The following is a 25640-nucleotide window of genomic DNA, read 5'->3' as shown; positions in this document are numbered from 1 at the left end:
CGTGTAACACCCACCAATGTGTAGGGATATTCAACTTTTTTTGTGACGCCCATCACTGTTGCATACGCCCGGGTGCGGCTATACCGCTTGTTACCCCAAAACAATTGGAAACGGAAATGAACATGAGCATCCCGCGCCGTATTTTGGTATTGTCCGCAACCTTCTGGCTCAGCGCGTGCATCACGTCTGAAACGCCAAAGCCCCTGGCGCAGACATCACCAGAATACAGCACGGCCTTCCATGAGGCCATCGAGGATGCTGAAAAGCGGCTTCGTGACAAGCCCAATGATCGTGAAGCCCGCTTGAATTTGGCGCGCACCTTACGCTGGGCGGGGCGTATTGAAGACGCCGCCCAGGTGCTCGACACACCCCCCACTGCTTTCGCCAACGATACCAAATTTTGGGCAGAACGGGGCAAGTTGTCCTTGCTCCAAGGCAACAGCTTGCAAGGGCTGGCACAATTGGAACGCGCCACCCAAGGCACAACCGGCGACTGGCGCTTGTATTCGGCCATCGGCATCGCCAACGACACTATGAACCGCTACGGCGATGCTGAGATCGCTTACCGAAAAGCCTTGGAACTTTGCCCGAACGATGCCGGCATTTTGAACAACTTGGGGGTTTCCCAAGGACTATCGGGACGCCTGGATCAAGCCGTTCTGACCCTAAAAGATGCGCTTCACTTTGGTCAGCACACGGACCTTATCAACCGAAATTTAAGGCTCTTTACCCGAGCGCGTGATTTGTGTGCAACGTGTTCAACCGATTATCTCAAACAAGGCGACAGCCTCATTTTAGCGGCGGGTCTCACCGCTACAGACCAACAAGGCTCGTGCACCTCTGGCCCTCAAACGCCCCAAATCCCACCTTCCGCCATGGTCGAAACATTGGCCGCCATCACGCCAGATGCTCCGCCGCCATCGGTCAACATCAAAGTCTATTTTGAATTCGACAGTGCCACCTTGAAGCCCGAAACCATGGACACTTTGAACACGTTGGGTGAAGCGCTGACCTATGGTGAATTGAACAACTACCGTTTTCAAATTGCCGGACATACCGATGCGGTGGGCTTAGATGACTATAACTTGAAATTGTCGAGCCAACGCGCCCAAGCGGTATCAAACTATTTGGTCACGACATTTGCCATTGACCCAGCACGCCTTGAGGCCGTGGGCTTTGGCGAAAGTCAACTCTTGGACTGGGATCATCCCGATGGCGAAGTCAATCGCCGCGTTCAGGTCACGCGCCTAGATCATCTATAGCTTTATGATAAACGGAAAACTGTGGCTCAGTCGTCGCCGTGAAGTTCGGCCTGGGCCTGCGCTTCGGCGATCTTTTTGCGCACATCGTCCATATCCAACGCTTTGAGCTGGGTCAACAGTTGGGCCAAAGCGTCTTCGGGTAACGCACCGGGTTGGGAGAAGACCAAGATCTGCTCGCGAAACGCAGCAACGGTGGGGATGGACTGGATGCCAAATTGCGCCGCGACGACCTGTTCGGACTCTGTGTCGCATTTGGCGAACGTAACGTCGGGGTGGACTTCGGATGCGGCTTCGAAAATCGGACCAAACATTTTACAGGGGCCGCACCAGTCAGCCCAAAAATCGATCAAAACAATATCATTATTCTCGATTGTGGCTTCGAGATTGTCGGCGGTCAACGCGATGGTGGCCATGTCCGGCTCCTTATAACAATTCACAGTGACGTCTAGGCCTTACCACCGTGGCTTTGCGCCAACACCGGATCCGCCATACTTAAGCTTTAGCGAATATACCCACCCCTGAGCACAATTACCACCCCTTATGCCCTCCAATGGGAGAAGCTGGACTTACGCAATACCGTTGCGCGTTTTACTACGGTCATGAGGGGAAAAGGGAGCGCTCTCATAGGTCATGCGACCGGGCGGGAAATGAGCGCTCACTTCCGTGCCTTTACCGACTTCGCTGACAATAACCAACTTGCCGCCGTGCAATTCGACAAATTGGCGCACCAAGTGCAGCCCCAAACCCGTCCCTTCGTATTCACGCGCCAACGAGCTGTCGACCTGACCAAAGGGGCTGAGGACCTTGGGGATATCTTCTTTGGCAATCCCAATGCCGTTGTCCTTAACGGACAAAATCAGGCCCCCCCGGCCATCCACATGAGCCCGGATCAAAATATCCCCACCCCGAGGCGTAAACTTCACGGAGTTGGAGAGCAGGTTGATGACGATCTGTTTCACGCGCCGCTCGTCACCAAACATGTGGGGCAAGTTGGCATCGATATCGCGCTTTATGGTCAAACTTTTTTGCCCCGCCCGCTCATTGACCAGACGCAAACAGGACTGCACACATTCGTCGATATTGACCTCTTCCTCGCGCAGTTCAAACTTACCCGCTTCAATGGCCGATACGTCCAAGATGTCGTTAATCAGGGTCAGCAAATGTTCGCCGGAATCTTTGATGTGTCCGGCGTAATCCACATACAGAGACTCTCCGACCGCGCCAAACATTTGCAATTGAATGATGTCCGAAAAGCCAATGATTGCGTTCAAAGGCGTGCGCAATTCATGAGACATATTGGCTAAAAATTCGGATTTGGCGCGGCTTGCCATCTCCGCACCTTCCTTTGCTTCATACAAGGCCTGGGTGCGTTCGCGGACGCGGTTTTCCAAAATGTCGTGCGAAGCTTGCAGCATCAGCTCTTCATATTTGCGCGCGGTGATATCTTGGGCGACCAGCATCAAACGATCTTCACCGTCAAAAGCAATCACTTCCCCATTGATCAAAAAGTCTCTGATTTCCCCGGATTTTAATTTCAATTTCGCTTCGAAAGAATCAATACGGCCATGATCCGTAATTTCACCGATCAGACGTTGGCGGTCACTTGGTTCGGCCCACACCCCAAGCTCGACAGCACTTTTGCCGATCACTTCTTCTCGTTTGAAACCAAGCGTCGTCAACCATTTTTCGTTTACGTCATGATGGATACCGCTTTTGAGGCCCGACACGGCAACAAGTGCCGGACTGGCCCGAAACGCCAATGCGGACTGTTGTTCGGAACGTTGGCGTTCTTGTTCCAACAAAATGTGTTCGGTGACATTGGTGCCTGTGCCACGGTAGCCCTTAAAGGTTCCGTTGGCATCAAAAACAGGCATCCCGTTGATCCGTATAAAGACCTTCTTATCCCGCCCATTCAGGGCATAGACAAAATCACGAAAGGACCGATGAGCTTCCAAATCTTCGACGTGACGCTGCCACTTTAGCGTATTTGTTTCTATGGTTTCATCACTGTAATTGATTCGTGATTTACCCAAGTAATCTTCAATCTTCAAATCCAGAACGTCTTCAAAGCGGCGGCTGAGAAAAACCAACTTATGGTCCACATCACTTTCCCAAAGCCATTCTGAAGCCGCATCCAAAAAATCCTGCAAGCGATTTTCACTGGCCATCAAAGCCGCTTCGGCTTGACGACGTTCTTCAATTTCGTGCTGTTTTTCGTCATATTGCTTTTTGATTATCCCCTCGGCGTGACGGGCAAAAAAATACAAAATCAAAAACAAGCCACCGAACAAAGCGACCAAAAGCGCCACCAATTCCAGACTGGCCTGCCTGATCCGCAACACCGTTGGAGTCACATCGGAATAAACGTCCAACACCGCAATGATTTCACCATCAATACGCACGGGAACATAACTCGACACCAAGTCGCGATCGGCCACCAGGCCGTCGAAGGTATTGAATTGGGAGCGAAACAACAACTTGCTGACAATATGACCTGACTTTGCTGTTTGAAAGCCGAGATCGAGGTCTTTCCTTTCCCCCACCTGGGCGTGATTGGTGGAATACACCGTCGTCCCGTCAAGCTCATAAACCTTAACCATAAGAATGTTTAAACCGGCCGTAGCATTGCGGAAATAGCTGTCAAATTTGGCAAATTGTTCGCTATCGGCAAGTTTATCCACGGGCCAACTTTTTGCATGATCCAGAAAAGCCTGCAGGCTCATACCCAGTGTGTTGACGAACGAACGCGACAAAGAGGCATTACGCCTCTCTGTGTCGACGACCATCTCATCCGTCATCTTGCCGTGCAAGACGAGCCCGAGCACCGCGCTCACAATCGCGATGGACAAAGCGCTGGCGAGTGAAAAATTACGGACTAAGCGATACATTGCTTAAGTCGATATAGCCGATAAAAAAATCGGCTCCCCCCATTTAAGAAACGAGGCGTCAACGCCTCGTTTACATCCCCAATACTGCACACCGGTTGTGGCCCAAGCTTCTGCTAATAGACTATTATTTAGGTGCGACAATGAGCGCTCAGAATAACACAGTTTCCCCTTTGCGCAACCCGCATGGGCACTTATCACCCACTGTAGACATATGGTATTTTCATCCATCTTCTCTAACATATTACCGTCCGACACCAACACACGATTTTATGTTGTGCTGGCATAAGAAAACCCCGCTTCAATGAGCGGGGTTTTGCACAAAAATTGATGCCAACAGTCTATCTTGTCGGCTGTGCCTGAGGCTGGGCCTGGGGCTGGGGTTGGGCCGCATATGGCGCACCATAGGGTGCATATCCATAACCATAAGCCGGATACCCGTAGCCGCCATAGGGGTAACCATAGCCACCATTGGGATAATAGCCACCGGGATAGCCGCCGCCATAGGGATAACCATATCCGCCCCAAGGGCCATTATTCCATGGGCCGCCGCCCCAGTTGTCATCACCCCAATTCCAAGGCCAGGACCAAGCCTCGGACGTTGTGGGCATGGCCACCAGCGTAAAAACAACGACCAGTGCCGACGCGAGTACAATTGAAATCTTGTTCATGTCTAAAACTCCCTCCCGCGCCGGCAACGCTCCAAGGTGTCCGGCAGTCGGTCCAAATCGGGGCGCAGACCATCTCCGCCCTCAATGTTTAGTACATTAAAATATGGTAATATAAAGCTTGGGCGCGAGCAACAAAAACAACCATATCAGGCAATTTGGTGTTTAATTGCACGGCATTCAAGCCCACCTGCCGAGATGATGAAGTCCAAAATTTCGGTCACACCATCGCCTTTTTGCACGTTGGCAAAGACAAACGGGCGCTCCCCACGCATTTTTTTGGCATCGCGATCCATCACCCCCAAATCCGCCCCGACCAAGGGAGCTAATTCAATTTTGTTGATCACCAGCAAATCGGACCGGGTGATACCTGGACCGCCCTTTCTGGGAATTTTATCACCCGCGCACACGTCAATCACATAGACCGTAATATCCGCCAGCTCCGGGGAGAACGTCGCCGACAGATTGTCGCCGCCCGATTCCACAAATACAACTTCCAGGCCCTTGAATTTCAGCGTCATATCGCGCACCGCCGCCAAATTCATGGAGGCATCTTCGCGGATCGCGGTGTGCGGACAACCGCCAGTTTCCACCCCGGCAATGCGCTCGGCATCCAACGCCCCTTCGCGGGTCAAAAACTCTGCATCTTCGCGGGTGTAGATGTCGTTGGTGATGGCGGCGATGTCATAGACATCGCGCATGCGCTGACACAAGGATTTCAACAGCGCGGTCTTACCCGACCCCACCGGACCCCCGATGCCCACACGCAGGGGGTTGCTTGGGGGATTGCTTGGCGAATTTTGCGTCATGATCTGAACAACCTCGAATACTGGGTTTCGTGTTTCATGGACAACCAGTCCACACTCAGCGCGGCACTGCCCAAGTCATTTGGGTCACGCTCCAACGCGTGCCCCATCGCGCGCTGTACGACAGGTTCCAACGCCGCAATAATTTTTTGCCCGTCCGTTTGGCCCAACGGAATCAAGCGCACAATGGCGCTGGCCATATTGGCACCAAAACCGTGCAGATACGCCCCCAGCGCCGCTTGCAGACCGACTTGGGCAAATGCGGCCGCAGCGGCAACGACAACCGCATACGATGGCAAAACCTCGGCATCGGTGAGGGCTTGGACGAACTTGGAAAACTTTTTATCCGGCCAAGCCCCCTCAACCGCATCCACAAAGGCTTGGCCCTGAGAACGCGATTCCAAGCCCAGTTCCGCCGTGCCTTTGAGGGCGTCGGCAGAGCCTGCAACGTGGACAAATTTCTGCGCATTGTTTTCGTCTGCCGCCAGATATGCGGCGACAAAGAGGTCTGCGTCCACCCGCCCAGAACCAAATTCCAAAACAAAGCCAACCCACGCCGCAGCCGTCTGCCAGTCCTTGACCCGGCCCATCTCCACAGCCGCTTCCGCACCATGGCTATAGGCGTATGCACCGACCGGAAAGGACGGCGACAACCACGTCATCAGACGCAGCAGACCGTTATCCGTGAGGGGTATGGGCGTGGCTGTGATGATGGGTGTGATCATGGGCCTCTCCCTCTGCTGGCGTTTTTGCGGGTGTGTCATAGGCTCCCGGTTCCGGGACAAACGGCGCGTTCAGGCGTTGCATTGCCCCCCCTAAGCCTTCCAGCATATGCATCAAGACATGGTCGTATTGAATGCGCAATTGACCGCTGGGCAAGACCTCCACTGGGGTGTGTCGATTGCCGATGTGCCACGCCAAGCGGGCGCTGTGTTGGGTGTCTAACCCCGACACATCCAACACATCTTCCAAGGCGGCCTTCACCAAGAGGATGCCCCCGCCATCCAGGACCAAACCGTCGCCGTCTTCAAACCGTTGTGCCTGGACCAAGTCCAAAAGGAACGGTTCACCCGCGTCATCCATCAGGCGCACCCGACGACGAAAACGGTCTTCAAAGCTGAGCGTCACGGTGCCCAGCGCCTCACTCGAGGCCCAATCTGATTTGCGGATAACATGGGTGGCGCGGCGCATATGCAGGTCCTAAAACAAGAAGTAGCGTTGCGCCATGGGCAACACGTCAGCGGGTTCACAGGTCAACAACACCCCATCGGCGCGCACTTCATAGGTTTCCGTATCGACTTCGATGTTGGGCGTTAAGTTGTTCAAAACCATGTCGGCCTTTTTGACGGTGCGACACCCTTCCACCGCCACCAGGGGTTTGTCGACGCCATACAGCTTGGCGATGTTTTCAGACACCGCCAGTTGGCTAACAAACGTGACCGAAGTTTGCGTCCTGGCCCGGCCCAAGGCCCCAAACATGGGACGATAGTGAACCGGTTGTGGGGTGGGGATAGAGGCATTGGGATCGCCCATGGCGGCGGCGGCAATCGCTCCGCCCTTCACAATGATATCGGGCTTCACGCCAAAAAACGCAGGCTTCCACAAAATCAAATCCGCCAGCTTGCCCACGGCAATGGAACCCACATGGGACGCGATGCCGTGAGTCAGGGCCGGGTTGATGGTGTATTTGGCGATGTAGCGTTTAACCCGGAAGTTATCGTTGTCGCCAGTTTCCTCCGTTAAGCGACCGCGCTGGCGCTTCATTTTGTCCGCCGTCTGCCAGGTGCGGATAATGACTTCACCGACCCGGCCCATGGCCTGACTGTCGGACGCGATCATGGAAAACGCGCCCAAGTCGTGCAAGATGTCTTCCGCCGCGATGGTTTCCTTGCGGATGCGGCTTTCGGCAAAGGCCACGTCTTCGGGAATGCGGTTGTCCAAGTGGTGACATACCATCAACATGTCCAAATGTTCGTCAATGGTGTTGACGGTATAAGGCCGGGTCGGGTTGGTGGACGACGGCAAAACGTTTTGTTCGCCGCACACACGAATGATGTCCGGCGCGTGACCACCGCCCGCCCCTTCGGTATGGAACGCATGAATGGTGCGGCCTTTAAACGCGGCGATGGTGTTTTCGACAAAGCCGGATTCGTTCAGCGTGTCGGTGTGAATGGCGACCGCGACGTCGGTGTCTTCGGCAACGGTCAAACACGTGTCGATGGCGCTGGGCGTGGTGCCCCAGTCTTCGTGCAGCTTCAACCCGCATGCACCCGCGCGCACTTGTTCCATCAAGGCCTCGGGGCGCGACGCATTGCCTTTTCCAAAAAACGCCAAGTTCATGGGCAAGGCGTCAGCGGCCTGAATCATTTTTTCCATGTGCCACGGCCCCGGCGTACAGGTGGTGGCGTTGGTGCCTTCCGCCGGTCCGGTGCCGCCGCCCAACATGGTGGTGATGCCCGAATAAAGCGCGTCTTCAACTTGTTGCGGGCAAATCCAATGGATGTGCGCGTCGATGCCGCCCGGCGTCACAATGCGCCCTTCACCAGCAATGGCTTCGGTACCCGGCCCGATGATGATGTCCACATTCGGCTGGGTATCGGGGTTGCCCGCTTTGCCGATGGCGACGATGCGCCCACCCCTGATGCCGATATCGGCCTTGATGATGCCCCAGTGATCGACGATCAAGGCGTTGGTGATGACGGTGTCCACGGCCCCTTCGGCGCGCGACATTTGCGATTGGCCCATGCCGTCGCGGATCACCTTGCCGCCGCCGAATTTCACTTCTTCGCCGTAGGTGGTTAAGTCCTTTTCCACTTCGATGAACAGTTCGGTATCGGCCAACCGCACCTTGTCGCCCGTGGTCGGTCCGAACATGGAGGCATAGGACGTGCGATCGATTGTATAAGCCATCTCTTAGACCTCCAACTTGTCATCTATTGGGCCGTCAACTTTAGCGTTGAACCCAATGGCAATACGGTTGCCGGCCAAGGCCACCAATTGAACGTCGCGGGTTTGACCGGGTTCAAAGCGCACCGCCGTGCCCGCCGGAATGTCGAGGCGAAAACCCCGCGCTGCTTCCCGGTCAAAGTCCAGGGCTTCGTTGACTTCGTAAAAATGATAATGACTGCCCACTTGCACCGGGCGGTCGCCGGTGTTGGCGACGCTGATGGTTAAGGTTTCAAGGCCCGCGTTCAAAACGATGTCATCCGACGCGGTGATGATTTCTCCGGGGATCATAACGGCTTCCTTCAACGAATGGGTTCATGGACGGTGACGAGCTTGGTGCCGTCGGGAAAGGTCGCTTCGACTTGAATGTCGAGGATCATTTCCGCGATACCATCCATCACTTGGTCGCGCCGCAAGACCTTGGCGCCGTCTTGCATCAGCTGGGCGACGGAGGTGCCATCGCGGGCACCTTCGACGACAAAATCCGTGATCAGCGCAATGGCTTCGGGATGGTTCAACTTCACGCCCCGTTCCAAACGACGGCGCGCCACGTTGGCCGCCATGGCGACCAGCAGTTTATCTTTTTCCCGGGGTGTCAGTTTCACCGCTTAGGTCTCCCTCTTAGACATGCCAAAGCCGGGGCATGGTGCCCGGTAAATTCTGTGTGTGGGCGCGAAACGCGGCCCAAAAATCAGCAAAGGCCCCGCGCATCTTCTGCGCGTCATCGGCCAACCAGCGCACCACCAAAATGGAGTTTACCATGGTCGCGCCCGTTCGCAGACCTTCACGGTCTTCGCCCAACAACGTGCGGGCAATCTCTAAACGTTCCCCTGCACGCGGCGAAACATGAACAAACGTCGCCACCGCCTTAGCCCCGTCAAATCCTGCCGGATGAGACACCTTTGCGTCAATATCGCCGTCCAAATGCAGCGCATCCGCCCACACCCGTTTGCCGTCTTTGCGCACATCCCAAATGTCGCGGATCAACCCGCTCAAGACCGTTTCGCCCATGGCGACGCGACCAAACACCAACATCTCGGCCCCGGAAAATTCACCGCCCTCCACGACATCGACCATCGTCGTGCGGCGCAGGCGGGCTTGGTCAAAAACAATGGTTTCTTGGGGCAACCATTCCAGATAAGCGTCCGCCTCAACACTCAAATCCACGTTAAAATGCGTATCGGGTCCGTTGGACCGATAAACCTTTTCCGCCGCTTGGCCCATCACTTGAACGCGCGCACCAGCTTCGATTTCAACACTGACATCCAAACGATCGCCACCGACCAATCCACCCGAGGTGGTGACCAAAACGGCACTGGTTAGCTCAGCCTTGGGCAAGGTTGGGAACAGCACCCGAAACGGAGAGGTTTGATACAGGTCTTTAAGACACGTCTTTTTAAGACCCGGGCCCCGTTCGCTCACCTGAAAAGACATTTCGACACGCCCGTGCATGCCTGGACACGGCGACGTATCGCTTTGAACTTTGTCCTCGATGGGAGCCTTAGACGGTGAGGTGACGGCGTACATCTTCCTCCACCATTTCCGCTTTTGTGCCCGCCAGAACCACTTCACCACGGTCCATCACACAAAACGTGTCGGCCAGATCGCGGGCGAATTCAAAGTATTGTTCCACCAGCAAGACCCCCATGTCACCGCGAGACGCCAGCAAACGGATCACACGTTCGATGTCTTTGATGATGGACGGCTGAATGCCTTCGGTCGGTTCATCCAGAACCAACAAACGCGGGCGCGTGACCAGCGCACGGGCGATGGCCAGTTGCTGTTGCTGACCGCCCGACAAATCACCGCCGCGACGGTGCAGCATATCTTTCAACACCGGAAACAGATCGAAGATTTCGTCTTGCACATGACGCAGGCTGCGCGGAACTGCGGCAAATCCGGTGCGCAAGTTTTCTTCGACGCTCATCAACGGAAAAATTTCCCGGCCCTGAGGGACAAACGCAATGCCGCGCCGGGCACGTTCATGGGGGCTCAGCTTGGTGATGTCGTCGTCTTCCCACATCACCTTGCCAGCACTGGTGCCTTGTTGACCGACAATGGCGCGCATCAAAGACGTCTTACCGACGCCATTGCGACCCATCACGCAGGTGACTTGGCCGGTGGCGGCGCTTAAGTCCACACCGCGCAACGCCTGCGACGCGCCATAGTGAAGATCGATGTCTTGTACATTTAACATGGCGAACCCTTCCCCTTCATCGACCTAAGTACACTTCGATGACTTGTTCGTTTTGTTGCACCACGTCCAAGCTGCCTTCGGCCAGCACAGAACCTTCGTGCAACACATTGACGCGACAATCAAGCGACTTGACGAAAACCATGTCGTGTTCGACCACCACCACCGAACGGGTTTTTGCAATATCTTTGAGCAACACCGCGGTCGCTTCGGTTTCCGCATCGGTCATGCCGGCGACCGGCTCATCAACCAACAACAGATCCGGGTCTTGCATCAACAGCATACCGATTTCCAACCATTGCTTTTGACCGTGCGAAAGTGAACCCGCCTGCATCATATGTACGTCGGTGAGCGCGATGATACCCAGCACCTCGTTGATGCGGTATTGCTGTTCCCCACTCAAACGAAAGAACAAGCTGCTTTGGGGACGGCGATGGCCTTTGAGCGCCAGTTCCAGATTGTCAAATACTGTGTGGTTTTCAAACACAGTCGGTTTTTGAAACTTGCGCCCAATGCCTAAATTGGCGATGGCGGCTTCGTCCAGTTGGGTCAAATCGACGCCACCGTTAAAAATAACATCACCTTTGTCGGGGCGGGTTTTTCCGGTGATGACATCCATCATGGTGGTTTTGCCCGCGCCGTTGGGACCGATGATGGCGCGCAATTCGCCCTCTTCGACATAGAGGCTTAAGTCGTTGAGCGCCTTAAAGCCATCAAAGCTGACCGATACACCGTCGAGATACAAAATGGTGTTGCTGGCATGGGGTTTGTTCATCGTCCTTCTCCCCCCTCTGCGTAGTCGTAGGGTCTTAAGAACTTGGCCAAGCGCAAACGTTGTTCTTCAAACGCGTCGGAAATGGCTTTGGTGCCAACGAGGCCTTTGGGCAAAAACAGCGTGGAAAAGATAAACAGGCCGCCCAACATGAACAGCCACACTTCCGGCAGCGCGCCCGTGAAATAGCTTTTGGCGTAGTTGACCACCAACGCCCCGATGATCGGCCCGGTCAACGATCCACGCCCCCCCAAGGCCACCCAAATCACGATTTCGATGGAGTTGGCCGGTGAAAATTCAGACGGGTTGATGATGCCGACCTGGGGCACATAAAGCGCACCGGCAATCCCCGCCAAGACGGCCGATACGGTGAACACGAACAGCTTGTAATATTCAACCCGGTAGCCCAAAAAGCGGGTCCGGCTTTCAGCGTCGCGAATGGCGACAATGACCCGGCCGAGGCGTGAGTCGACTATAAAGCGACAGACCAAATAGCCCGTCACCACCGCCATGGCAGACAAGAAAAACAGCGTTGCGCGCATGCCATCCGTTTGCAGACCAAAGCCCAAAATATCTTTAAAGTCCGTCAGACCGTTGTTGCCGCCAAAACCCATGTCGTTGCGGAAAAATGCCAACAACAAAGCATAAGTCATGGCCTGGGTGATAATGGACAGATACACCCCCGTCACCCGAGAGCGAAACGCAAACCAGCCAAACACAAACGCCAGCAACCCCGGCACCAACACCACCATCAACATGGCAAAGCCAAAGCTGTCAAAGCCATACCAATACCAAGGCAGTTCCTGCCAATTGAGAAACACCATAAAATCGGGCAGCTCGGCATTGCCGTAAACGCCGCGATCACCGATTTGGCGCATCATGTACATGCCCATGGCGTAGCCGCCGAGCGCAAAAAACGCACCGTGGCCGAGGCTCAAAATACCACAGTAACCCCACACCAAATCAACGCTCAGCGCCAACAGGGCATAGGTCAGGTACTTGCCCAACAACGTCACCACATAGCTCGGCACATGAAAGGCGCTGTCTGAGGGAAGCATCAAGTTCAGCATCGGCACCAAAAAGGCCGCCAGGATGAGCACACTTAACAAAGACACCGCCATAGGTTCTTTGACAATCCGCAGCAACAGAGGTTGATGTGTCATTTCTTAACCCTCCACCGAGCGGCCTTTGAGGGCGAACAGCCCCCGTGGACGTTTTTGAATGAACAAGATGATCCCCACCAAGACAAAGATTTTGCCCAGCACGGCGCCTGCATAAGGTTCCAAGAACTTGTTGACGATGCCCAGCGAGAACGCGCCCACCAGGGTGCCCCACAAGTTGCCGACGCCGCCGAACACCACCACCATAAAACTGTCGATGATATAGGTTTGGCCCAAGTTGGGCGAAACGTTGTCGATTTGGCTGAGCGCCACGCCCGCCATACCGGCAATGCCGGAACCCAAAGCGAAGGTCAACGCATCGACCCAGCCCGAACGAATGCCCATGGAATTGGCCATGGCGCGGTTTTGCGTCACCGCGCGCATTTGCAGGCCGAACATGGTCTTGCGCGTGACCAACGCCAACATGCCTAACACCGCCAAAGAAAACACGATGATCCAAATGCGGTTGTAGGTCAGCACCAAGCCCGTTGAGGTCTCAATCGCACCGGACATCCAACTGGGGTTGCCGACTTCTTGGTTGGTGGGACCGAACAGGGTGCGGATCAATTGCTGCAACATCAAACTCAGCCCCCAGGTCGCCAACAGCGTTTCCAAGGGACGGCCATAGAGCCAGCGAATGATGCCCCGCTCGACCAAGATGCCAACCGCACCCGTGACCAAAAATGCGGCTGGAACGGCGATGGCCAGGGACCAGTCAAAGGCGGCCGGAAAATGGGTGCGAATGACATCTTGCACCATGAACGTGGTGTACGCGCCCAACATCACCATTTCGCCGTGCGCCATATTGATCACGCCCATCACGCCGAACGTAATGGCCAGCCCCACGGCGGCCAGCAGCAGCACGGACCCCAACGACACGCCTTGAAACAGATTGCCTAAGAAGGACCACGCGGCGAGACGGCCTTCAACGCTGTCTTGCATGTCCTTGGCGAGTTTTTTAACCTCTGGGTCTGTAGACGTATTGGCTATTTTGCCCAACAACGCAGAAATATCGGGATCGGTGAATTCACCCAGCGTTTGTGCCGCTTTGAGGCGCGCCGCCGTGTCTTCGCTGTATTCTAAAATAATGGCTGCTTGAGCGCGCAGCATGCGCCCCTTGACGTCTGGATCAGATTCACGGGCAATGGCTTTTTGCAACACCGGCAACATGGACGGATCGTTGGCTTTAAACACTTCGTCCGCCGCGTTTTGACGTTTATCGGCATCTTTGCTCAACAACGTCAACGCGCCGAGCACACCTTTGAGCTGGCCGCGCAGTTTGTTGTTGATGCGAATTTTTTTGGCTTCAGAACCGCTCACATCCGCCACCTCATTCATCGTCGAAGGATCAATGAGAATGGTGACGTTGCCTGACTCCTTGGACAACACCACAAGACCGTCTGATTGACGATAAAAAAGTGTGCCGTTCAACAGGGCTGACAACACGGTGGCGGCGCGCTCATCACCTGTGGCGCTGAGCGCTTCAATAGCAGCAGCTTTGTCCGTGTTGTTGTCGGCGTTCAGCGCTTGCACCGCGTCTGAAAATTCATCTGCATGGGCGGGGGTTGAAGACCCAAAACCCAACCCGATGAAAACGGACAGCACCACCAACCAACGCATTGCCAATGTCTTCGAAAGCATCTGTTCCCCACATCGCCCGAATATTGAATAACAAATTGTCATGTTCAAAAAGGGAACCGGGGCAAGATCGACAGTCAGTTTTGACAGCAGTCAGTTTTGACAGGCGAGCCCGCCCCGGCACAAGGTCTTAAGACAGAGAGATCTTCAATTTACTGAGCTGCGTAAAGAGGCTTTTCGCAGTTGCCGCAGACCCAAGGGAAGGTCCAATCGGCGGTCAATTTGGCACTTTCGGGCAAGAAGTCGGACCATGCGTCGCCGACCACTTCACCATCCGTTTTCCAAACGATATCGAACTGACCATCGTCCTGGATTTCGCCGATGAGAACCGGCTTGGACAGGTGATGGTTGGTGTTCATGACAGCCGTACCGCCGGTCAGGTTTTTAACCGTCTGGCCGTACATGGCTTGACGCACAGCGTCCACGTCGGTGGAACCTGCCTGTTCAACGGCTTGGGTCCACATTTTGAAGCCGATATAGGTGGCTTCCATCGGATCGTTGGTGACGCGCTTGTCGTCTTTGATAAACGTCTTCCAGGTTTTGATGAAGCTGGCGTTCGCCGGTGCATCAACGCTCATGAAGTAGTTCCAAGCCGCCAAGTGGCCGACCAACGGTTTGGTGTCCAGACCGGCGAGTTCTTCTTCACCGACCGAGAAGGCCACCACAGGGATGTCTTCCGCTTTGATGCCTTGGTTGCCGAGTTCTTTGTAGAACGGCACGTTGGCGTCACCGTTGATGGTGGACACAACGGCGGTCTTTTTGCCAGCAGATGCAAATTTCTTTACGTCCGCGACAATGGTCTGCCAGTCAGAGTGACCGAACGGTGTGTAGTTCTCCATAATGTCGGCATCCATGATGCCTTTGGAATGCAGGTAAGAGCGCAGGATTTTGTTGGTCGTGCGCGGGTAAACGTAGTCGGTACCCAGCAACACGATGCGCTTGGCTTCGCCACCATCTTTGCTGAGCAAATAATCCACAGCCGGAATGGCTTGTTGGTTCGGCGCAGCGCCCGTGTAGAACACGTTTCGCGAACTTTCTTCGCCTTCATATTGAACCGGGTAGAACAGCATGCCATTCAGCTCTTCGATGACCGGCAGAACCGATTTGCGCGAAACCGAAGTCCAGCAACCGAAGATCACGTCAACGTTGTTTTTTTCGATCAGCTCACGGGTTTTTTCAGCAAACAGCGGCCAGTTCGATGCCGGATCAACGACCACAGCTTCGAGCTTCTTGCCCAACAGGCCGCCCTTCTTGTTTTGTTCATCGATCATCATCAAGACCGTGTCCTTCAACGTGGTCTCGGAAATGGCCATGGTCCCAGACAGGGAATGCAGAACACCAACCTTGATGGTGTCGGCAGCCTGTGCGGCGGTGGCGGTCAATACCGAAGCGGCAATCGCGCCCGCACCTGCCAGGATTTTCATGGTTTTTTTCATTCGAAAGCTCCTCCTCATAATGAGAGTTGTGTTGTTGCACCGCCCTCTCAAAGGCAAGAACCGGGCCAGATTGTCATAAACCTGACTTTAGAGACTTTTTCGTGTTGGATTTCAGACAGTTGACGTTCTCTCACTCAGGGTAAGGCGGATATTTTGTTCACCCCATCTCCCGTCTCAACTGCCCGCCGTTTGAGCACAATGGTATTTTTATTCTTTATTTCAACGCACTAGATCAATTGACCTGACACGGTGCGGAGGCCATACTTGAGCCACAGAGTGTGAGATTTAATCTCTCTTCTGAGAGGCGTTGTTGCACCAAACAGCCCTCGCCCCCGCAGATGAGAATCTGCGGGGGTTCTTCGTTTTTGCTCCGAAACGCACCCCCGAAGCCACCCGCATTAAGTTTTTTTGGGAGATGAATCCGGGCGAACGTGGCACGCTGTTAATTTAAGCATAATTTTTAAGCACATAAGTCAATGGTGATTAAATTATGTGCACGCGTGGTCTAAAGAAGCAAAATACATCTAATATCAATGGATTATATTTTGAAAATGGACATACAAACGCCCCAGGTTCAAAATCCCTTCAATTCTGACCATTGAAAAATTGCTGCACCAGCGTCATTTTTCTAAACAAGTTGAGACATCCTAAGATATATATATCGACGAGATATATATCGGTAAGATATATAGAACGACAGCTTTCACCGTCAGATGAGGACGTATCCAGTCATGCAGACCCAACAGGCTTCCCAGAAATATCTTCTCAAGGCTGCACTGCTCATCAGCATCGCGGCGATTGCCTATTGGGCCTACGACGCATTTCGTTCAGACGCTGCACCAGAGGCAAGCGCATCGGCTGCGACGGAAGTTGAAGCCGTGACGCTGCACAGGGAAGAGGTTCCGCTCTACAAGGAGCTGCCCAGCCGCACGACGGCCTATAAAGTTGCAGACATTCGCCCCCAGGCGAGCGGCATCATCACGGAAAGACTGTTTGAAGAAGGGGCCACGGTCACCCAAGGTCAGCTTCTCTATCAAATTGACCCAGCCCCCTATAAAGCCGATTTTGATCGCACGATTGCCGACCTCAACCGGGCTAAAACCAATGCCAAACTGGCTGAAGCCAAAGCGGTGCGCTACACCTCGCTGGTCAAGTCGAAAACCATCAGCCAACAAGCCTATGAAGATGTCGTTGCGGCGCGTGATCAAGCCGTTGCAGATGTCGCCGTCGCCCAAGCGGCTGTGTCGGCAGCTGAGGTCAGCCTGAATTACACCCAAGTGAACGCCCCCATTTCGGGACGCATTGGCAAGTCATCCATAACGGCGGGCGCTTTGGTTACGGCCAATCAAACGACGGCATTGGCGACCATTACACAACTTGATCCCATATACGTGGACCTGATCATGCCCAGCCGGGATTTGATCCGTTTGCGCCCACAGTTTGACAATGCGCAAAAGCTGAAGGTCAGTCTTGATAACGAAGAAGGCCAGCCTGCTTACACCCAAGAAGGTGAGCTTCAGTTTTCAGAAGTCACCGTGGACCAAACCACCGGCACCGTCTTGTTGCGCGCGCTGTTTCCCAACCCAGACCGGACATTGCTGCCCGGCATGTTCATTCGCGCCCGCATCCACTTACAGCCCGTCCAAGCCATAGTTGTGCCGCAAGCCGCCGCCCAACGCGGTTCCGATGGCAATTTGTCGGTGTGGGTGATCGACGCCGACGGCAAGGTTCAAGCCCAACCGATTGAAGCCCAGCAGGCCACGAACAATGGCTGGCTGGTCCAAAACGGCCTTGAGGACGGCACCATGATCATGACCAAAGGGTTTCAGAAAACCCGCCCCGGCGCGACCGTCAAACCGGTCATGGCGTCATCGCCATCCTCCCCTAAAACCGACAAAGCGGAGTAACCGAACATGCCCCGCTTTTTTATCGATAGGCCAATTTTCGCCTGGGTCATCGCCATCGTCATCATGCTGGCCGGGGCGCTGTCCATTATCGAATTGCCCATCGAGCAATTCCCTAACATCGCCCCGCCGTCGGTTTCCATTCAGACCTCTTATCCAGGGGCTTCGGCTGAAACGCTGGAAAACAGCGTCACCCAGATCATCGAACAAAAGCTGACGGGGATCGATCATCTGCGCTATTTCTCTTCATACAGTGCGTCGTCCGGCAACGTGCAAATCACGGTGACCTTTGAACCCGATGCCGACCCTGATACCGCCCAGGTTCAAGTGCAAAACAAAATTCAGGCGGCTCTGCCCCTGTTGCCGCAAGACGTGCAAAACCAGGGCGTCACCGTCACCAAGGCCAATGACAGCTTCTTGCTGGTGGTTGGGTTCTATTCCAAAGACGACAGCGTCAGCCAGCGCGAATTGGGCGATTTTTTGTCGTCAAAAATTCAAGATCCCATCGCGCGTATTGCCGGGGTTGGCAACGTGCGGGTGTTTGGCGAACAACACGCCATGCGCATCTGGCTCAACCCCTATGAATTGTACAGCTTCAACTTAACGACAACCGATGTGCGCCAAGCCATTCAGGCCCAAAACGCCGATGTGTCCGCGGGTCAAATCGGCGGATTACCCGCCATCGACGGACAGCAGCTGAATTCGACCATCACGGCACAGTCGCGCCTGCGCACCGTCAAAGATTTCGAAGACATCATTTTGCGCGTCAACACCGACGGCTCCCAGGTGCGCTTAAAAGACGTTTCGCGTGTGGAGTTGGGGTCCCAAAGCTACAACCGCATTGCGCGCTATAAGCGCCATCCTGCGGCCGGTATCGCCGTCAGCATGGCATCGGGCGCGAACGCCCTGGATACGGCGGAACGGGTGAAGGCCAAAGTTGAAGAGCTTAAACCATTTTTGCCCTCTGGCGTTGACGTCATTTATCCTTACGACACCACCCCGTTCGTGAAGCTTTCCATTGAATCGGTGGTCTATACGCTGATTGAGGCCGCCGTTTTGGTCTTTCTTGTGATGTATCTTTTTCTGCAAAACATCCGCGCCACGTTGATCCCCGCGATCACCGTGCCGGTGGTGGTTTTGGGCACCTTCGCCGTCCTCTTCGCCTTTGACTATTCCATCAACACCTTGACCATGTTCGCCATGGTTTTGGCCATCGGGTTGTTGGTTGATGATGCCATTGTCGTGGTCGAAAACGTCGAGCGCGTCATGCATGAAGATGGGCTGTCGCCGAAAGAGGCTTCGCGCTTATCCATGGACCAAATCTCCGGTGCGCTGGTCGGCATCGCCTTGGTGCTGTCGGCCGTTTTTGTGCCAATGGCCTTTTTCGGTGGCGCATCGGGTGCAATCTATCGTCAGTTTTCCGTGACCATCGTGGCGGCCATGTCGCTGTCGGTGTTGGTCGCGTTCATCCTCACCCCTTCACTGTGTGCAACCATATTGAAGCCCGTTAAAAAAGGTCAAACGGATGATGTCGGGCGGTTTTTTCAATGGTTCAACCGCAACTTCAATGCGACCCGAGACGGCTATCAAAACGGCGTCGGTTATATCGCAAAGCGAACGCTTCGCTTCGTCTTGATTTATGGTCTGCTGATTGGTGGATTGATCTTCTTGTTCATGCGTTTGCCCACATCCTTTTTGCCCAACGAAGATCAGGGCAACATGTTTTTGATGGTCAGCGCTCCTCCGGGATCTACGGCGGAACGCACTTTGGAAAGCGTCAAACAGGTCGAGGATTACTTCTTGGAAAACGAGAAGGAAAACGTTGAGCATCTCTTTACCGTGGTGGGATTCAGTTTTGCTGGCAGCAGCCAGAATGCTGCGCTGGGCTTTGTCGCCTTGAAGGACTGGTCTCAACGCACCCGCGCCGATCAAACCGTATTCTCCATTGTCGGACGAGCATCGGGCGCATTTGCGCGCATCAAGGACGCGCTGGTGTTTGCCTTCTTCCCCCCGCCCATTCGAGAGCTGGGCAATGCATCGGGTTTTGATTTCCAACTGATTGACCGGGCGAATTTGGGCCATGAGGCCCTGATGAAGGCGCGCGGTGAATTGCTGGGGATGGCCGCCAAAAATCCCAAACTGGTTGGCGTGCGTCCCAACGGACTGTCTGACGAGCCGCAATACCAAATCAACATCGATCATGAAAAAGCCAGCACCATGGGGCTGTCCATCGCCGACATCAATCAAACCCTGCAAACGGCCTGGGGCTCATCGTACGTCAACGACTTCTTGGACGATGGGCGCATCAAGAAGGTCTTTTTACAAGCGGACGCGCCCTATCGCATGAATCCGGTTGATGTGGACCATTGGTACGTGCGCAACAAAGACGGAAAAATGGTGCCCTTCGGCAGCTTTACTTCCGCCGAGTGGTCCTATGGCTCGCCCAAACTGGAACGCTTCAACGGGGCTGCTTCCGTGAACATTCAAGGTGCGGCAGCGCCCGGTGTAAGCTCTGGCGAAGCCATGGCGGAAATGGAATCCATGGTCAGAAGCCTGTCTCCCAGTTTCGACTTTGGCTGGTCCGGCATTTCCTATGAAGAAAAGGCGACCGGGGGGCAATCGCTTGCCCTCTATGCTCTGTCCGTGCTGGTGGTCTTCCTCAGCTTGGCGGCTTTGTACGAAAGCTGGACGGTGCCGTTCGCCGTCATCTTGGCGGTGCCGGTGGGCGTGATCGGGGCCGTAACGGCTTCAACGTTGAGCGGTTTGAACAACGACATTTATTTCCAAGTGGCGTTGCTCACCACCATCGGACTATCGGCCAAAAACGCCATTTTGATTGTCGAGTTTGCCAAATCTCTACACGACGAAGGTGCGGGACTTATGGAGGCCGTGCTTCTGGCCGCCAAACGGCGGTTCCGTCCCATCCTCATGACCTCGTTGGCCTTTATGCTGGGCGTCACACCGCTGGCAATTGCCCACGGCGCCGGGTCGGCGGCGCAAAACGCCATCGGCATCGCGGTGATTGGCGGCATGCTCACCGCAACCTTCTTGGCGATCTTCTTTGTGCCAATGCTGTATATCTTGATTCAGAGACGAACGGACAGTCTCAACGCCCCGGCAGAAAACGCGGCAAAGGATCCGTCGAATACACCTTAACCCGCAGACCGCCGTGGTCGATCTGATCGCTTTCATGGGCAAACGGCAGGCCTGTATTTTTGGCCAGCGATGGCGTGTTGGTGATCAAACCGACACGCCAACCGGCGAAGTGTTCTTTCAGCACTTGGCCCAGAGAACGATACAGGGCGTTCAGCTGTTTCATCTCACCAATCCGTGTTCCGTACGGCGGGTTCACGATGACCAAACCAGGTGGGCCATCCGGCGGCACCAACTCGCTGATGGGACGCTGAACAAATTCACACAAATGCGTAACCCCCGCGCGTTCCGCGTTTGCGCGGCTCATACGGATTGCTCCGGCATCATGATCGCTGCCATAAAACCGCGCCGTGACCGTCTTATTGTTTCCGCGCGTACACAACGCTTGCCATTTTTCGGCGTCAAAAGGGACCAGTTGCTCAAAGGCAAACGAACGTGAGCGTCCGGGATACAGGGCAGCAGCAATTTCCGCGGCTTCGATGACGAAAGTACCCGATCCGCACATGGGATCAACGACCGGCTCTTTTCCCCCATAGCCGCATTGGCGCAACATGAGCGCGGCTAAGTTTTCGCGCATGGGCGCTTTGCTGACGGCTTCTTTGTGACTGCGCCTGTGCAGCAGTTCGCCCGACGTGTCCACGCTGATGGTGCAGATGTCGTTGAGAATACGCGCCTTGATGCAAACCGCCCCGTCAGGAGAAACCTCCACCCCCAATTGATCTTTGATGGCGTTCGACAGACGCTCGACCACCGCACCCGAATGATAGATGCGCGAGCTTTTACACGCAGCTTCAACCCTCACCGATACATCCGGGCGCAACATTTCGCCCCAGGCAAACGCGCGCAAATGTTTGTCCAACTGGGCCAAATGCGTCACCTTAAAGCTCGCGATGCGGACCAGAACCTTACTGGCTCCGCGCAGATCTAAGTTGGCGCGAAAGGCCGCCGCCCAATCGCCTTGGACCGTCACGCCGCCCACGGCAACCTTGGGCTTGCGAAACCCCTTCTCCACCGCCTCTTCGCGCAAAAGCAATTCTAAGCCCGGCGCGGTGACGAGAAATATTTCAAGATTTTTGTCTGCATTCATGGCGCATGCATAGCGTTAAGGCCTGCGAACGTCGATAGTTTTGTTCAAGTCTACGGTCTAAAGCGGATATAAACGTTGCCGGCCTTTGTCCTTTAGTGAGGGTTCTGAATAACCCGTTCTTTGGGAATCGTAATTGCGACCTCTGTGCCTGAACCTTTGGCACTCTTAAGCTGAAGCGTTCCCCCATGCAGTTCCACCAAACCAACCGTCAGGGGAAGCCCTAGTCCTGTGCCTTCGTGCTTGCGGTTCAGGCCACTATCAACCTGACCGAACGGACTCATCGCTTTTTCGGTTTCTTGCACATCCATACCTATTCCGTTGTCGGTAACCGTAAAAGAGAGTGAGCCGTCGCCACTCAAGTCGGCACTCACCGAAACTTCCCCGCCACTGTGGGTGAACTTGACGGCATTGCTCAGCAGGTTCAGCAAGATTTGTTTCAATCGACGCTCATCTACATAAATCTGTGGGAGTTCTGACGATACTGTAGAAATGACAGATACCTGCCCCGTACTCGCCCGAGGCCCTATGATGCGAACCGAGGTATCAACGACGTCAGATAGCGTGACATTTTCTTCGTACAATTCAACAGCCCCTGCTTCCATAGCAGAAACGTCGAGGATATCATTGATGAGACCAAGCAGATGTTCGCCAGACTGGTGGATGTCACCCAGGTATTCGCGATATTTTTCATGACCAATGGGACCGAATACGCCTTCCAAAATTGTTGAGGAAAAGCCAATGATCGCATTGAGAGGTGTACGCAGTTCATGGCTCATATTGGCCATAAGGTCCGATTTTGCACGATAAGCGACCACTGCCTGATCACGGGCTTCGCGCATCTTCAATTCAGCTTCTTTTCGTTCAGTAATATCGATGTGCGAAGAGGAATAATGAGTAATGGTACCGTCTTCGGAACGTATCGGCGTAATCGTGACATCGGCCCAAAAACTCTGCCCATTTTTGCGCCGGTCTTCGAGTTCGCCCTGCCAGATGCTCCCCAATTGGATGGTAGACCATAAATCTTGATATACAGAGGGCGGGGTACGTCCAGATTTAAGAATACGGGGGGTCTGTCCGATGATTTCTTGCGGGGTATACCCTGTCACTTCGTAGAATTTTGCATTGGCGTATTCGATGTTGCCCTCGGTATTGGTGATGAACAACATACTGGGGCTTTGCTCAACGCATTGACTTAACTGACTTCTCGCCTTTAACGTTTCGACCAGTTCAGCTGTGCGCATTTTGACCTGCTGTTCAAGGTCTTCACTGAGAAACTTAAGTTCGATATTGACCTCTTCGACTTCGGCCTTGGCCTTGATCAGCTGTGCTTCCGCTTTGCTGCGCTCCGCCTCCCGGAGGACGACAAGTTGGTTGTAAGCTCTTTGCCGACCTTGAGAAAAAAGCAACCCCAAGCTGCTGACAAAAACCAGCAGGAAGAACAATCCACCGTTGACCATCACATCTCTGTGCCAAGGTGCAAAAAGGATTGAAACGTCACGACGAACACCGATCACCAGTGACTTGTCCATGGGCACCGTTGCGGGCTGGATCGTGTGCCAAACCGTCAAGTGACCATCTCTAGAGAAAGGCCCATAACTTTCTGAGATATTGGTTTCTTGCCCGCTCTGCACGTGTTGCGCAAAAAAGGGACCGGGGTCCGTATTGATATCCTGACCGCTGACACCCTCTCGTTCAGGAGCGCTAAAAATTATTTTACCATCACCGTGAACCAGCGTTGAACGCATGTCTGACGCGTAGAGTACGGACGTCAACAAGGTTTTGAAATACTCCGGCCCCAAGCTGACCAAGATGACGCCAGCAAATTTTCCGCTTTCATCAAGCAAGACTTTCGACACATTCAGAACATACTCCCCTGTTTTGGCGAGAAAAGGAGGGGCGATGTAAAGTTGTTCTGGGGCACCGCCCTGGCGCGCGACCTGAAAATATCCCCGGGTCTTAAAGTTTTGACCAACGAACCCGTGCGGGCTTCTGGCAATCAGGGTGCCATCCGCATCGAAAATGGTAATAGCCCGCGTGGTGGGCATGGAGCCCCGCATAAACTCAAGGCGATGATTGAGCTGTATGAGGTCATCCTGCTCTGCCTTTAGAGTCGGCAAATCGCGGCGAATCGAGTCAATCGCATGGTTGGTCGCTGTCAGCTGGAGTTCAAGATTTTTATCAATGACTTGAGTCTGGGTGATCAACCGTTCTTGCTGCTGTTCACCAATGAAAGCGTACTCTGAAAACAACTTCCACCCAACGGTGCCTCCCAATATCAGTAAAGCACCAACCAACAACAGCCACTGGCGAAAAAATTGAGCAACCGGCATATAATTCTCTTTTAAATCGTTTTGTCATATTAATATTGGACCTGAGTAAAACAAACGTCCATAAAATAAATGCGCACACAAATGGACGGCCATGAATTGCTCAAGGTATTGAGTTCAAACAAACTTGGGGGACACAAAATGACAATTGAATGGAACGACAAACTTTCTGTCGGTAATGAAGCGATTGATGAGGACCACAAACACCTTGTCAAATTGATCAATGCCTATGAAAAGGCCGTATCAGAAAACAATTTGAAAGTTCTGGGCCTCGCCTTTACGGCGCTGGAAAAGTATGCCCACGAACATTTTGAACGCGAAGAAAAAATCCAACAAGCTGTCCACTATCCCCACCGGAATTCTCATCGAGAGGCACACAAGGCGCTGCTTCAAGCCGTCGAAGCCAAACACAAGCAGATTGAGAACCATGAGAAGATCAATATAGAAGAACTCTCCAGCTTCCTGAGATCGTGGCTCATTGATCATGTTGTCAAAGAAGACATGAAACTCAAACCATATTTGACGGGCGGGAGAACACAATAACGCCGAACCGCTCTTCCATCACTTTGCAGGACAGACCAGTCCTTCCTCTCGACGTTATCGAGAGGTTCAGTGGTCAGGTGATGTTCAAAACCCAAAGAGATCCATTGAGCAGCGTAGCGAAAGAGACCCACAGAACGTAGGGCACAAAAAGAGTACCCGCTAATCGATCTATTCTCCAAAAAAGCACCGTCGAGGTGACAATGGCAATGAGAAGTACGAAAATTTCAATCATAGCCAGATCAATGCGTTGAAGTCCGAAAAATAAAAAAGACCAAGTCAGGTTTAAGCCAAGCTGAACCCCAAACACCATGAGCGCCCGATGCCGTGTAACATGGTTCCTCCGCCAAACACGCCAACCCGCAACCGCCATGAAGACATAAATGGTGGTCCACACCGGTGCGAACACCCAATTGGGCGGATTGAAAGGGGGCTTTTCAAGCGACAGATACCAAGAACCAACACTTGTGGCTGTGATGATTCCACCGATGCCCGAGACCACGAGGCACCCGATGATGAATGCAACGAGACCAAGAATGTCCCGGCGGCGGCTAAGATTGTTTTCCATATGCCCTTGCCTTCTTGGGGAGAGGTTTGGATATGCACTTTAGATGCATTACCCCTTCAGGTCAGGTTTTCTTTTAACGCCAAAGTCGCCGGGCACATGCCGCTTCCGCTTCATAGGCCTGGTCGACACCCCTGCATAAATTTGTGGACAAGAGATCAGCGTTTGTCGGCCATCGGCGAAAGCCGCATAAACAGCTGGATGAAAAAGTTAATCTCCGCCTCATCGATACGGCCATGGCGGGCGAAAAACGCAGTCATGTCACGGCCGGAATAACGACCACGAAGAACATTGTCA

General features: G+C 53.9%; 22 protein-coding genes. 4 read left to right on the top strand and 18 right to left on the bottom strand.

The genetic code is table 11. The features are described 5' to 3' along the window. The first annotated feature begins 122 nt into the window (after positions 1–122). The gene (locus BEN30_RS01185) at positions 123–1262 is read left to right on the top strand and encodes an OmpA family protein (protein ID WP_170826922.1); all 1140 of its coding nucleotides are present in this window, start codon (positions 123–125) and stop codon (positions 1260–1262) included. Positions 1263–1288: 26 nt separating this feature from the next. Here BEN30_RS01185 and trxA read toward each other — a convergent pair whose 3' ends face one another. From trxA to urtA, 15 genes are all read right to left on the bottom strand, one after another. Then, positions 1289–1675: a thioredoxin gene (trxA, locus tag BEN30_RS01180; protein WP_069956513.1), complete on the bottom strand. Its 387-nt coding sequence runs from the start codon at positions 1673–1675 to the stop codon at positions 1289–1291. 153 nt (positions 1676–1828) lie between these two features. Continuing rightward, on the bottom strand, positions 1829–4150 hold the full coding sequence (locus BEN30_RS01175) for a PAS domain-containing sensor histidine kinase (RefSeq protein WP_069956512.1): 2322 nt from the start codon (positions 4148–4150) through the stop codon (positions 1829–1831). 338 nt (positions 4151–4488) lie between these two features. Next, on the bottom strand, positions 4489–4818 hold the full coding sequence (locus tag BEN30_RS01170) for a hypothetical protein (RefSeq protein ID WP_069956511.1): 330 nt from the start codon (positions 4816–4818) through the stop codon (positions 4489–4491). Between the two features lie 146 nt (positions 4819–4964). Next, entirely contained in the window at positions 4965–5624 is a 660-nt protein-coding gene (ureG, locus tag BEN30_RS01165) for an urease accessory protein UreG (RefSeq protein WP_069956510.1), read from the bottom strand. Further along, the gene (locus BEN30_RS01160) at positions 5621–6346 is read right to left on the bottom strand and encodes an urease accessory protein UreF (RefSeq protein ID WP_069956509.1); all 726 of its coding nucleotides are present in this window, start codon (positions 6344–6346) and stop codon (positions 5621–5623) included. The genes ureG and BEN30_RS01160 overlap by 4 nt, the downstream gene beginning before the upstream one ends. Next, positions 6300–6812: an urease accessory protein UreE gene (locus tag BEN30_RS01155; RefSeq protein WP_069956508.1), complete on the bottom strand. Its 513-nt coding sequence runs from the start codon at positions 6810–6812 to the stop codon at positions 6300–6302. The genes BEN30_RS01160 and BEN30_RS01155 overlap by 47 nt, the downstream gene beginning before the upstream one ends. 9 nt (positions 6813–6821) lie before the next feature. Then, the gene (gene ureC / locus BEN30_RS01150; RefSeq protein WP_069956507.1) at positions 6822–8531 is read right to left on the bottom strand and encodes an urease subunit alpha; all 1710 of its coding nucleotides are present in this window, start codon (positions 8529–8531) and stop codon (positions 6822–6824) included. A 3-nt stretch (positions 8532–8534) separates the two neighbouring features. Beyond that, the gene (locus tag BEN30_RS01145; RefSeq protein WP_069956506.1) at positions 8535–8858 is read right to left on the bottom strand and encodes an urease subunit beta; all 324 of its coding nucleotides are present in this window, start codon (positions 8856–8858) and stop codon (positions 8535–8537) included. 11 nt (positions 8859–8869) lie between these two features. Beyond that, positions 8870–9172, bottom strand: a complete 303-nt coding sequence (locus tag BEN30_RS01140; protein WP_069956505.1) for an urease subunit gamma — start codon at positions 9170–9172, stop codon at positions 8870–8872. A gap of 16 nt (positions 9173–9188) precedes the next feature. After that, on the bottom strand, positions 9189–10094 hold the full coding sequence (locus BEN30_RS01135; RefSeq protein WP_139134787.1) for an urease accessory protein UreD: 906 nt from the start codon (positions 10092–10094) through the stop codon (positions 9189–9191). After that, positions 10069–10764 carry an urea ABC transporter ATP-binding subunit UrtE gene (gene urtE, locus BEN30_RS01130; RefSeq protein WP_069956504.1) on the bottom strand — a complete coding sequence of 232 codons (696 nt, stop codon included), beginning with the start codon at positions 10762–10764 and terminating at the stop codon, positions 10069–10071. The genes BEN30_RS01135 and urtE overlap by 26 nt, the downstream gene beginning before the upstream one ends. 16 nt (positions 10765–10780) lie before the next feature. Then, positions 10781–11536 carry an urea ABC transporter ATP-binding protein UrtD gene (gene urtD, locus BEN30_RS01125; protein ID WP_069956503.1) on the bottom strand — a complete coding sequence of 252 codons (756 nt, stop codon included), beginning with the start codon at positions 11534–11536 and terminating at the stop codon, positions 10781–10783. Then, the gene (urtC, locus tag BEN30_RS01120; protein WP_069956502.1) at positions 11533–12696 is read right to left on the bottom strand and encodes an urea ABC transporter permease subunit UrtC; all 1164 of its coding nucleotides are present in this window, start codon (positions 12694–12696) and stop codon (positions 11533–11535) included. The genes urtD and urtC overlap by 4 nt, the downstream gene beginning before the upstream one ends. Positions 12697–12699: 3 nt before the next feature. After that, positions 12700–14334 (bottom strand): urea ABC transporter permease subunit UrtB, encoded by a 1635-nt coding sequence (gene urtB / locus BEN30_RS01115; RefSeq protein ID WP_245648952.1) that lies wholly within the window; start codon positions 14332–14334, stop codon positions 12700–12702. Between the two features lie 149 nt (positions 14335–14483). Beyond that, on the bottom strand, positions 14484–15767 hold the full coding sequence (gene urtA, locus BEN30_RS01110) for an urea ABC transporter substrate-binding protein (protein ID WP_069956500.1): 1284 nt from the start codon (positions 15765–15767) through the stop codon (positions 14484–14486). 731 nt (positions 15768–16498) lie between these two features. Between urtA and BEN30_RS01105 the strand changes: the two genes are divergently transcribed. Both BEN30_RS01105 and BEN30_RS01100 read left to right on the top strand, forming a co-directional pair. Further along, the gene (locus BEN30_RS01105; protein ID WP_069956499.1) at positions 16499–17674 is read left to right on the top strand and encodes an efflux RND transporter periplasmic adaptor subunit; all 1176 of its coding nucleotides are present in this window, start codon (positions 16499–16501) and stop codon (positions 17672–17674) included. A 6-nt stretch (positions 17675–17680) separates the two neighbouring features. Next, entirely contained in the window at positions 17681–20827 is a 3147-nt protein-coding gene (locus BEN30_RS01100; protein ID WP_069956498.1) for an efflux RND transporter permease subunit, read from the top strand. Here BEN30_RS01100 and BEN30_RS01095 read toward each other — a convergent pair. Further along, a complete protein-coding gene (locus BEN30_RS01095) occupies positions 20778–21911 on the bottom strand; it encodes a THUMP domain-containing class I SAM-dependent RNA methyltransferase (RefSeq protein WP_069956497.1) in 1134 nt (377 codons plus the stop codon). The genes BEN30_RS01100 and BEN30_RS01095 overlap by 50 nt on opposite strands. 92 nt (positions 21912–22003) lie before the next feature. After that, entirely contained in the window at positions 22004–24241 is a 2238-nt protein-coding gene (locus BEN30_RS01090) for an ATP-binding protein (protein ID WP_069956496.1), read from the bottom strand. An 81-nt stretch (positions 24242–24322) separates the two neighbouring features. On the opposite strand from BEN30_RS01090, the gene BEN30_RS01085 reads away from it, so the two are divergent. Beyond that, positions 24323–24781, top strand: coding sequence for a bacteriohemerythrin (locus BEN30_RS01085; protein WP_170826921.1), 459 nt, complete (start codon positions 24323–24325; stop codon positions 24779–24781). Between the two features lie 73 nt (positions 24782–24854). On the opposite strand, the gene BEN30_RS01080 is transcribed toward BEN30_RS01085, so the two are convergent. Beyond that, a complete protein-coding gene (locus BEN30_RS01080; RefSeq protein ID WP_069956494.1) occupies positions 24855–25346 on the bottom strand; it encodes a TspO/MBR family protein in 492 nt (163 codons plus the stop codon). Positions 25347–25640: the final 294 nt, after the last annotated feature.

It is taken from the genome of Magnetovibrio blakemorei, assembly GCF_001746755.1.
Lineage (GTDB): Bacteria > Pseudomonadota > Alphaproteobacteria > Rhodospirillales > Magnetovibrionaceae > Magnetovibrio > Magnetovibrio blakemorei.
The sequence above is the reverse complement of the archived record's forward strand: the minus strand, read 5'-3'. Positions and strand labels throughout refer to the sequence as shown.

Bases quoted from the DNA above. Each gene is read 5' to 3' on its own strand.
- urtC (WP_069956502.1), bottom strand. From the start codon at position 12,696: ATGACACATCAACCTCTGTTGCTGCGGATTGTCAAAGAACCTATGGCG.
- BEN30_RS01170 (WP_069956511.1), bottom strand. From the start codon at position 4,818: ATGAACAAGATTTCAATTGTACTCGCGTCGGCACTGGTCGTTGTTTTT.
- BEN30_RS01100 (WP_069956498.1), top strand. From the start codon at position 17,681: ATGCCCCGCTTTTTTATCGATAGGCCAATTTTCGCCTGGGTCATCGCC.
- BEN30_RS01080 (WP_069956494.1), bottom strand. From the start codon at position 25,346: ATGGAAAACAATCTTAGCCGCCGCCGGGACATTCTTGGTCTCGTTGCA.
- urtD (WP_069956503.1), bottom strand. From the start codon at position 11,536: ATGAACAAACCCCATGCCAGCAACACCATTTTGTATCTCGACGGTGTA.
- ureG (WP_069956510.1), bottom strand. From the start codon at position 5,624: ATGACGCAAAATTCGCCAAGCAATCCCCCAAGCAACCCCCTGCGTGTG.
- BEN30_RS01090 (WP_069956496.1), bottom strand. From the start codon at position 24,241: ATGCCGGTTGCTCAATTTTTTCGCCAGTGGCTGTTGTTGGTTGGTGCT.
- BEN30_RS01175 (WP_069956512.1), bottom strand. From the start codon at position 4,150: ATGTATCGCTTAGTCCGTAATTTTTCACTCGCCAGCGCTTTGTCCATC.
- BEN30_RS01135 (WP_139134787.1), bottom strand. From the start codon at position 10,094: ATGTACGCCGTCACCTCACCGTCTAAGGCTCCCATCGAGGACAAAGTT.
- BEN30_RS01145 (WP_069956506.1), bottom strand. From the start codon at position 8,858: ATGATCCCCGGAGAAATCATCACCGCGTCGGATGACATCGTTTTGAAC.
- BEN30_RS01105 (WP_069956499.1), top strand. From the start codon at position 16,499: ATGCAGACCCAACAGGCTTCCCAGAAATATCTTCTCAAGGCTGCACTG.
- urtE (WP_069956504.1), bottom strand. From the start codon at position 10,764: ATGTTAAATGTACAAGACATCGATCTTCACTATGGCGCGTCGCAGGCG.
- BEN30_RS01085 (WP_170826921.1), top strand. From the start codon at position 24,323: ATGGACGGCCATGAATTGCTCAAGGTATTGAGTTCAAACAAACTTGGG.
- BEN30_RS01155 (WP_069956508.1), bottom strand. From the start codon at position 6,812: ATGCGCCGCGCCACCCATGTTATCCGCAAATCAGATTGGGCCTCGAGT.
- trxA (WP_069956513.1), bottom strand. From the start codon at position 1,675: ATGGCCACCATCGCGTTGACCGCCGACAATCTCGAAGCCACAATCGAG.
- urtA (WP_069956500.1), bottom strand. From the start codon at position 15,767: ATGAAAAAAACCATGAAAATCCTGGCAGGTGCGGGCGCGATTGCCGCT.
- BEN30_RS01185 (WP_170826922.1), top strand. From the start codon at position 123: ATGAGCATCCCGCGCCGTATTTTGGTATTGTCCGCAACCTTCTGGCTC.
- BEN30_RS01160 (WP_069956509.1), bottom strand. From the start codon at position 6,346: ATGATCACACCCATCATCACAGCCACGCCCATACCCCTCACGGATAAC.
- ureC (WP_069956507.1), bottom strand. From the start codon at position 8,531: ATGGCTTATACAATCGATCGCACGTCCTATGCCTCCATGTTCGGACCG.
- BEN30_RS01095 (WP_069956497.1), bottom strand. From the start codon at position 21,911: ATGAATGCAGACAAAAATCTTGAAATATTTCTCGTCACCGCGCCGGGC.
- urtB (WP_245648952.1), bottom strand. From the start codon at position 14,334: ATGCTTTCGAAGACATTGGCAATGCGTTGGTTGGTGGTGCTGTCCGTT.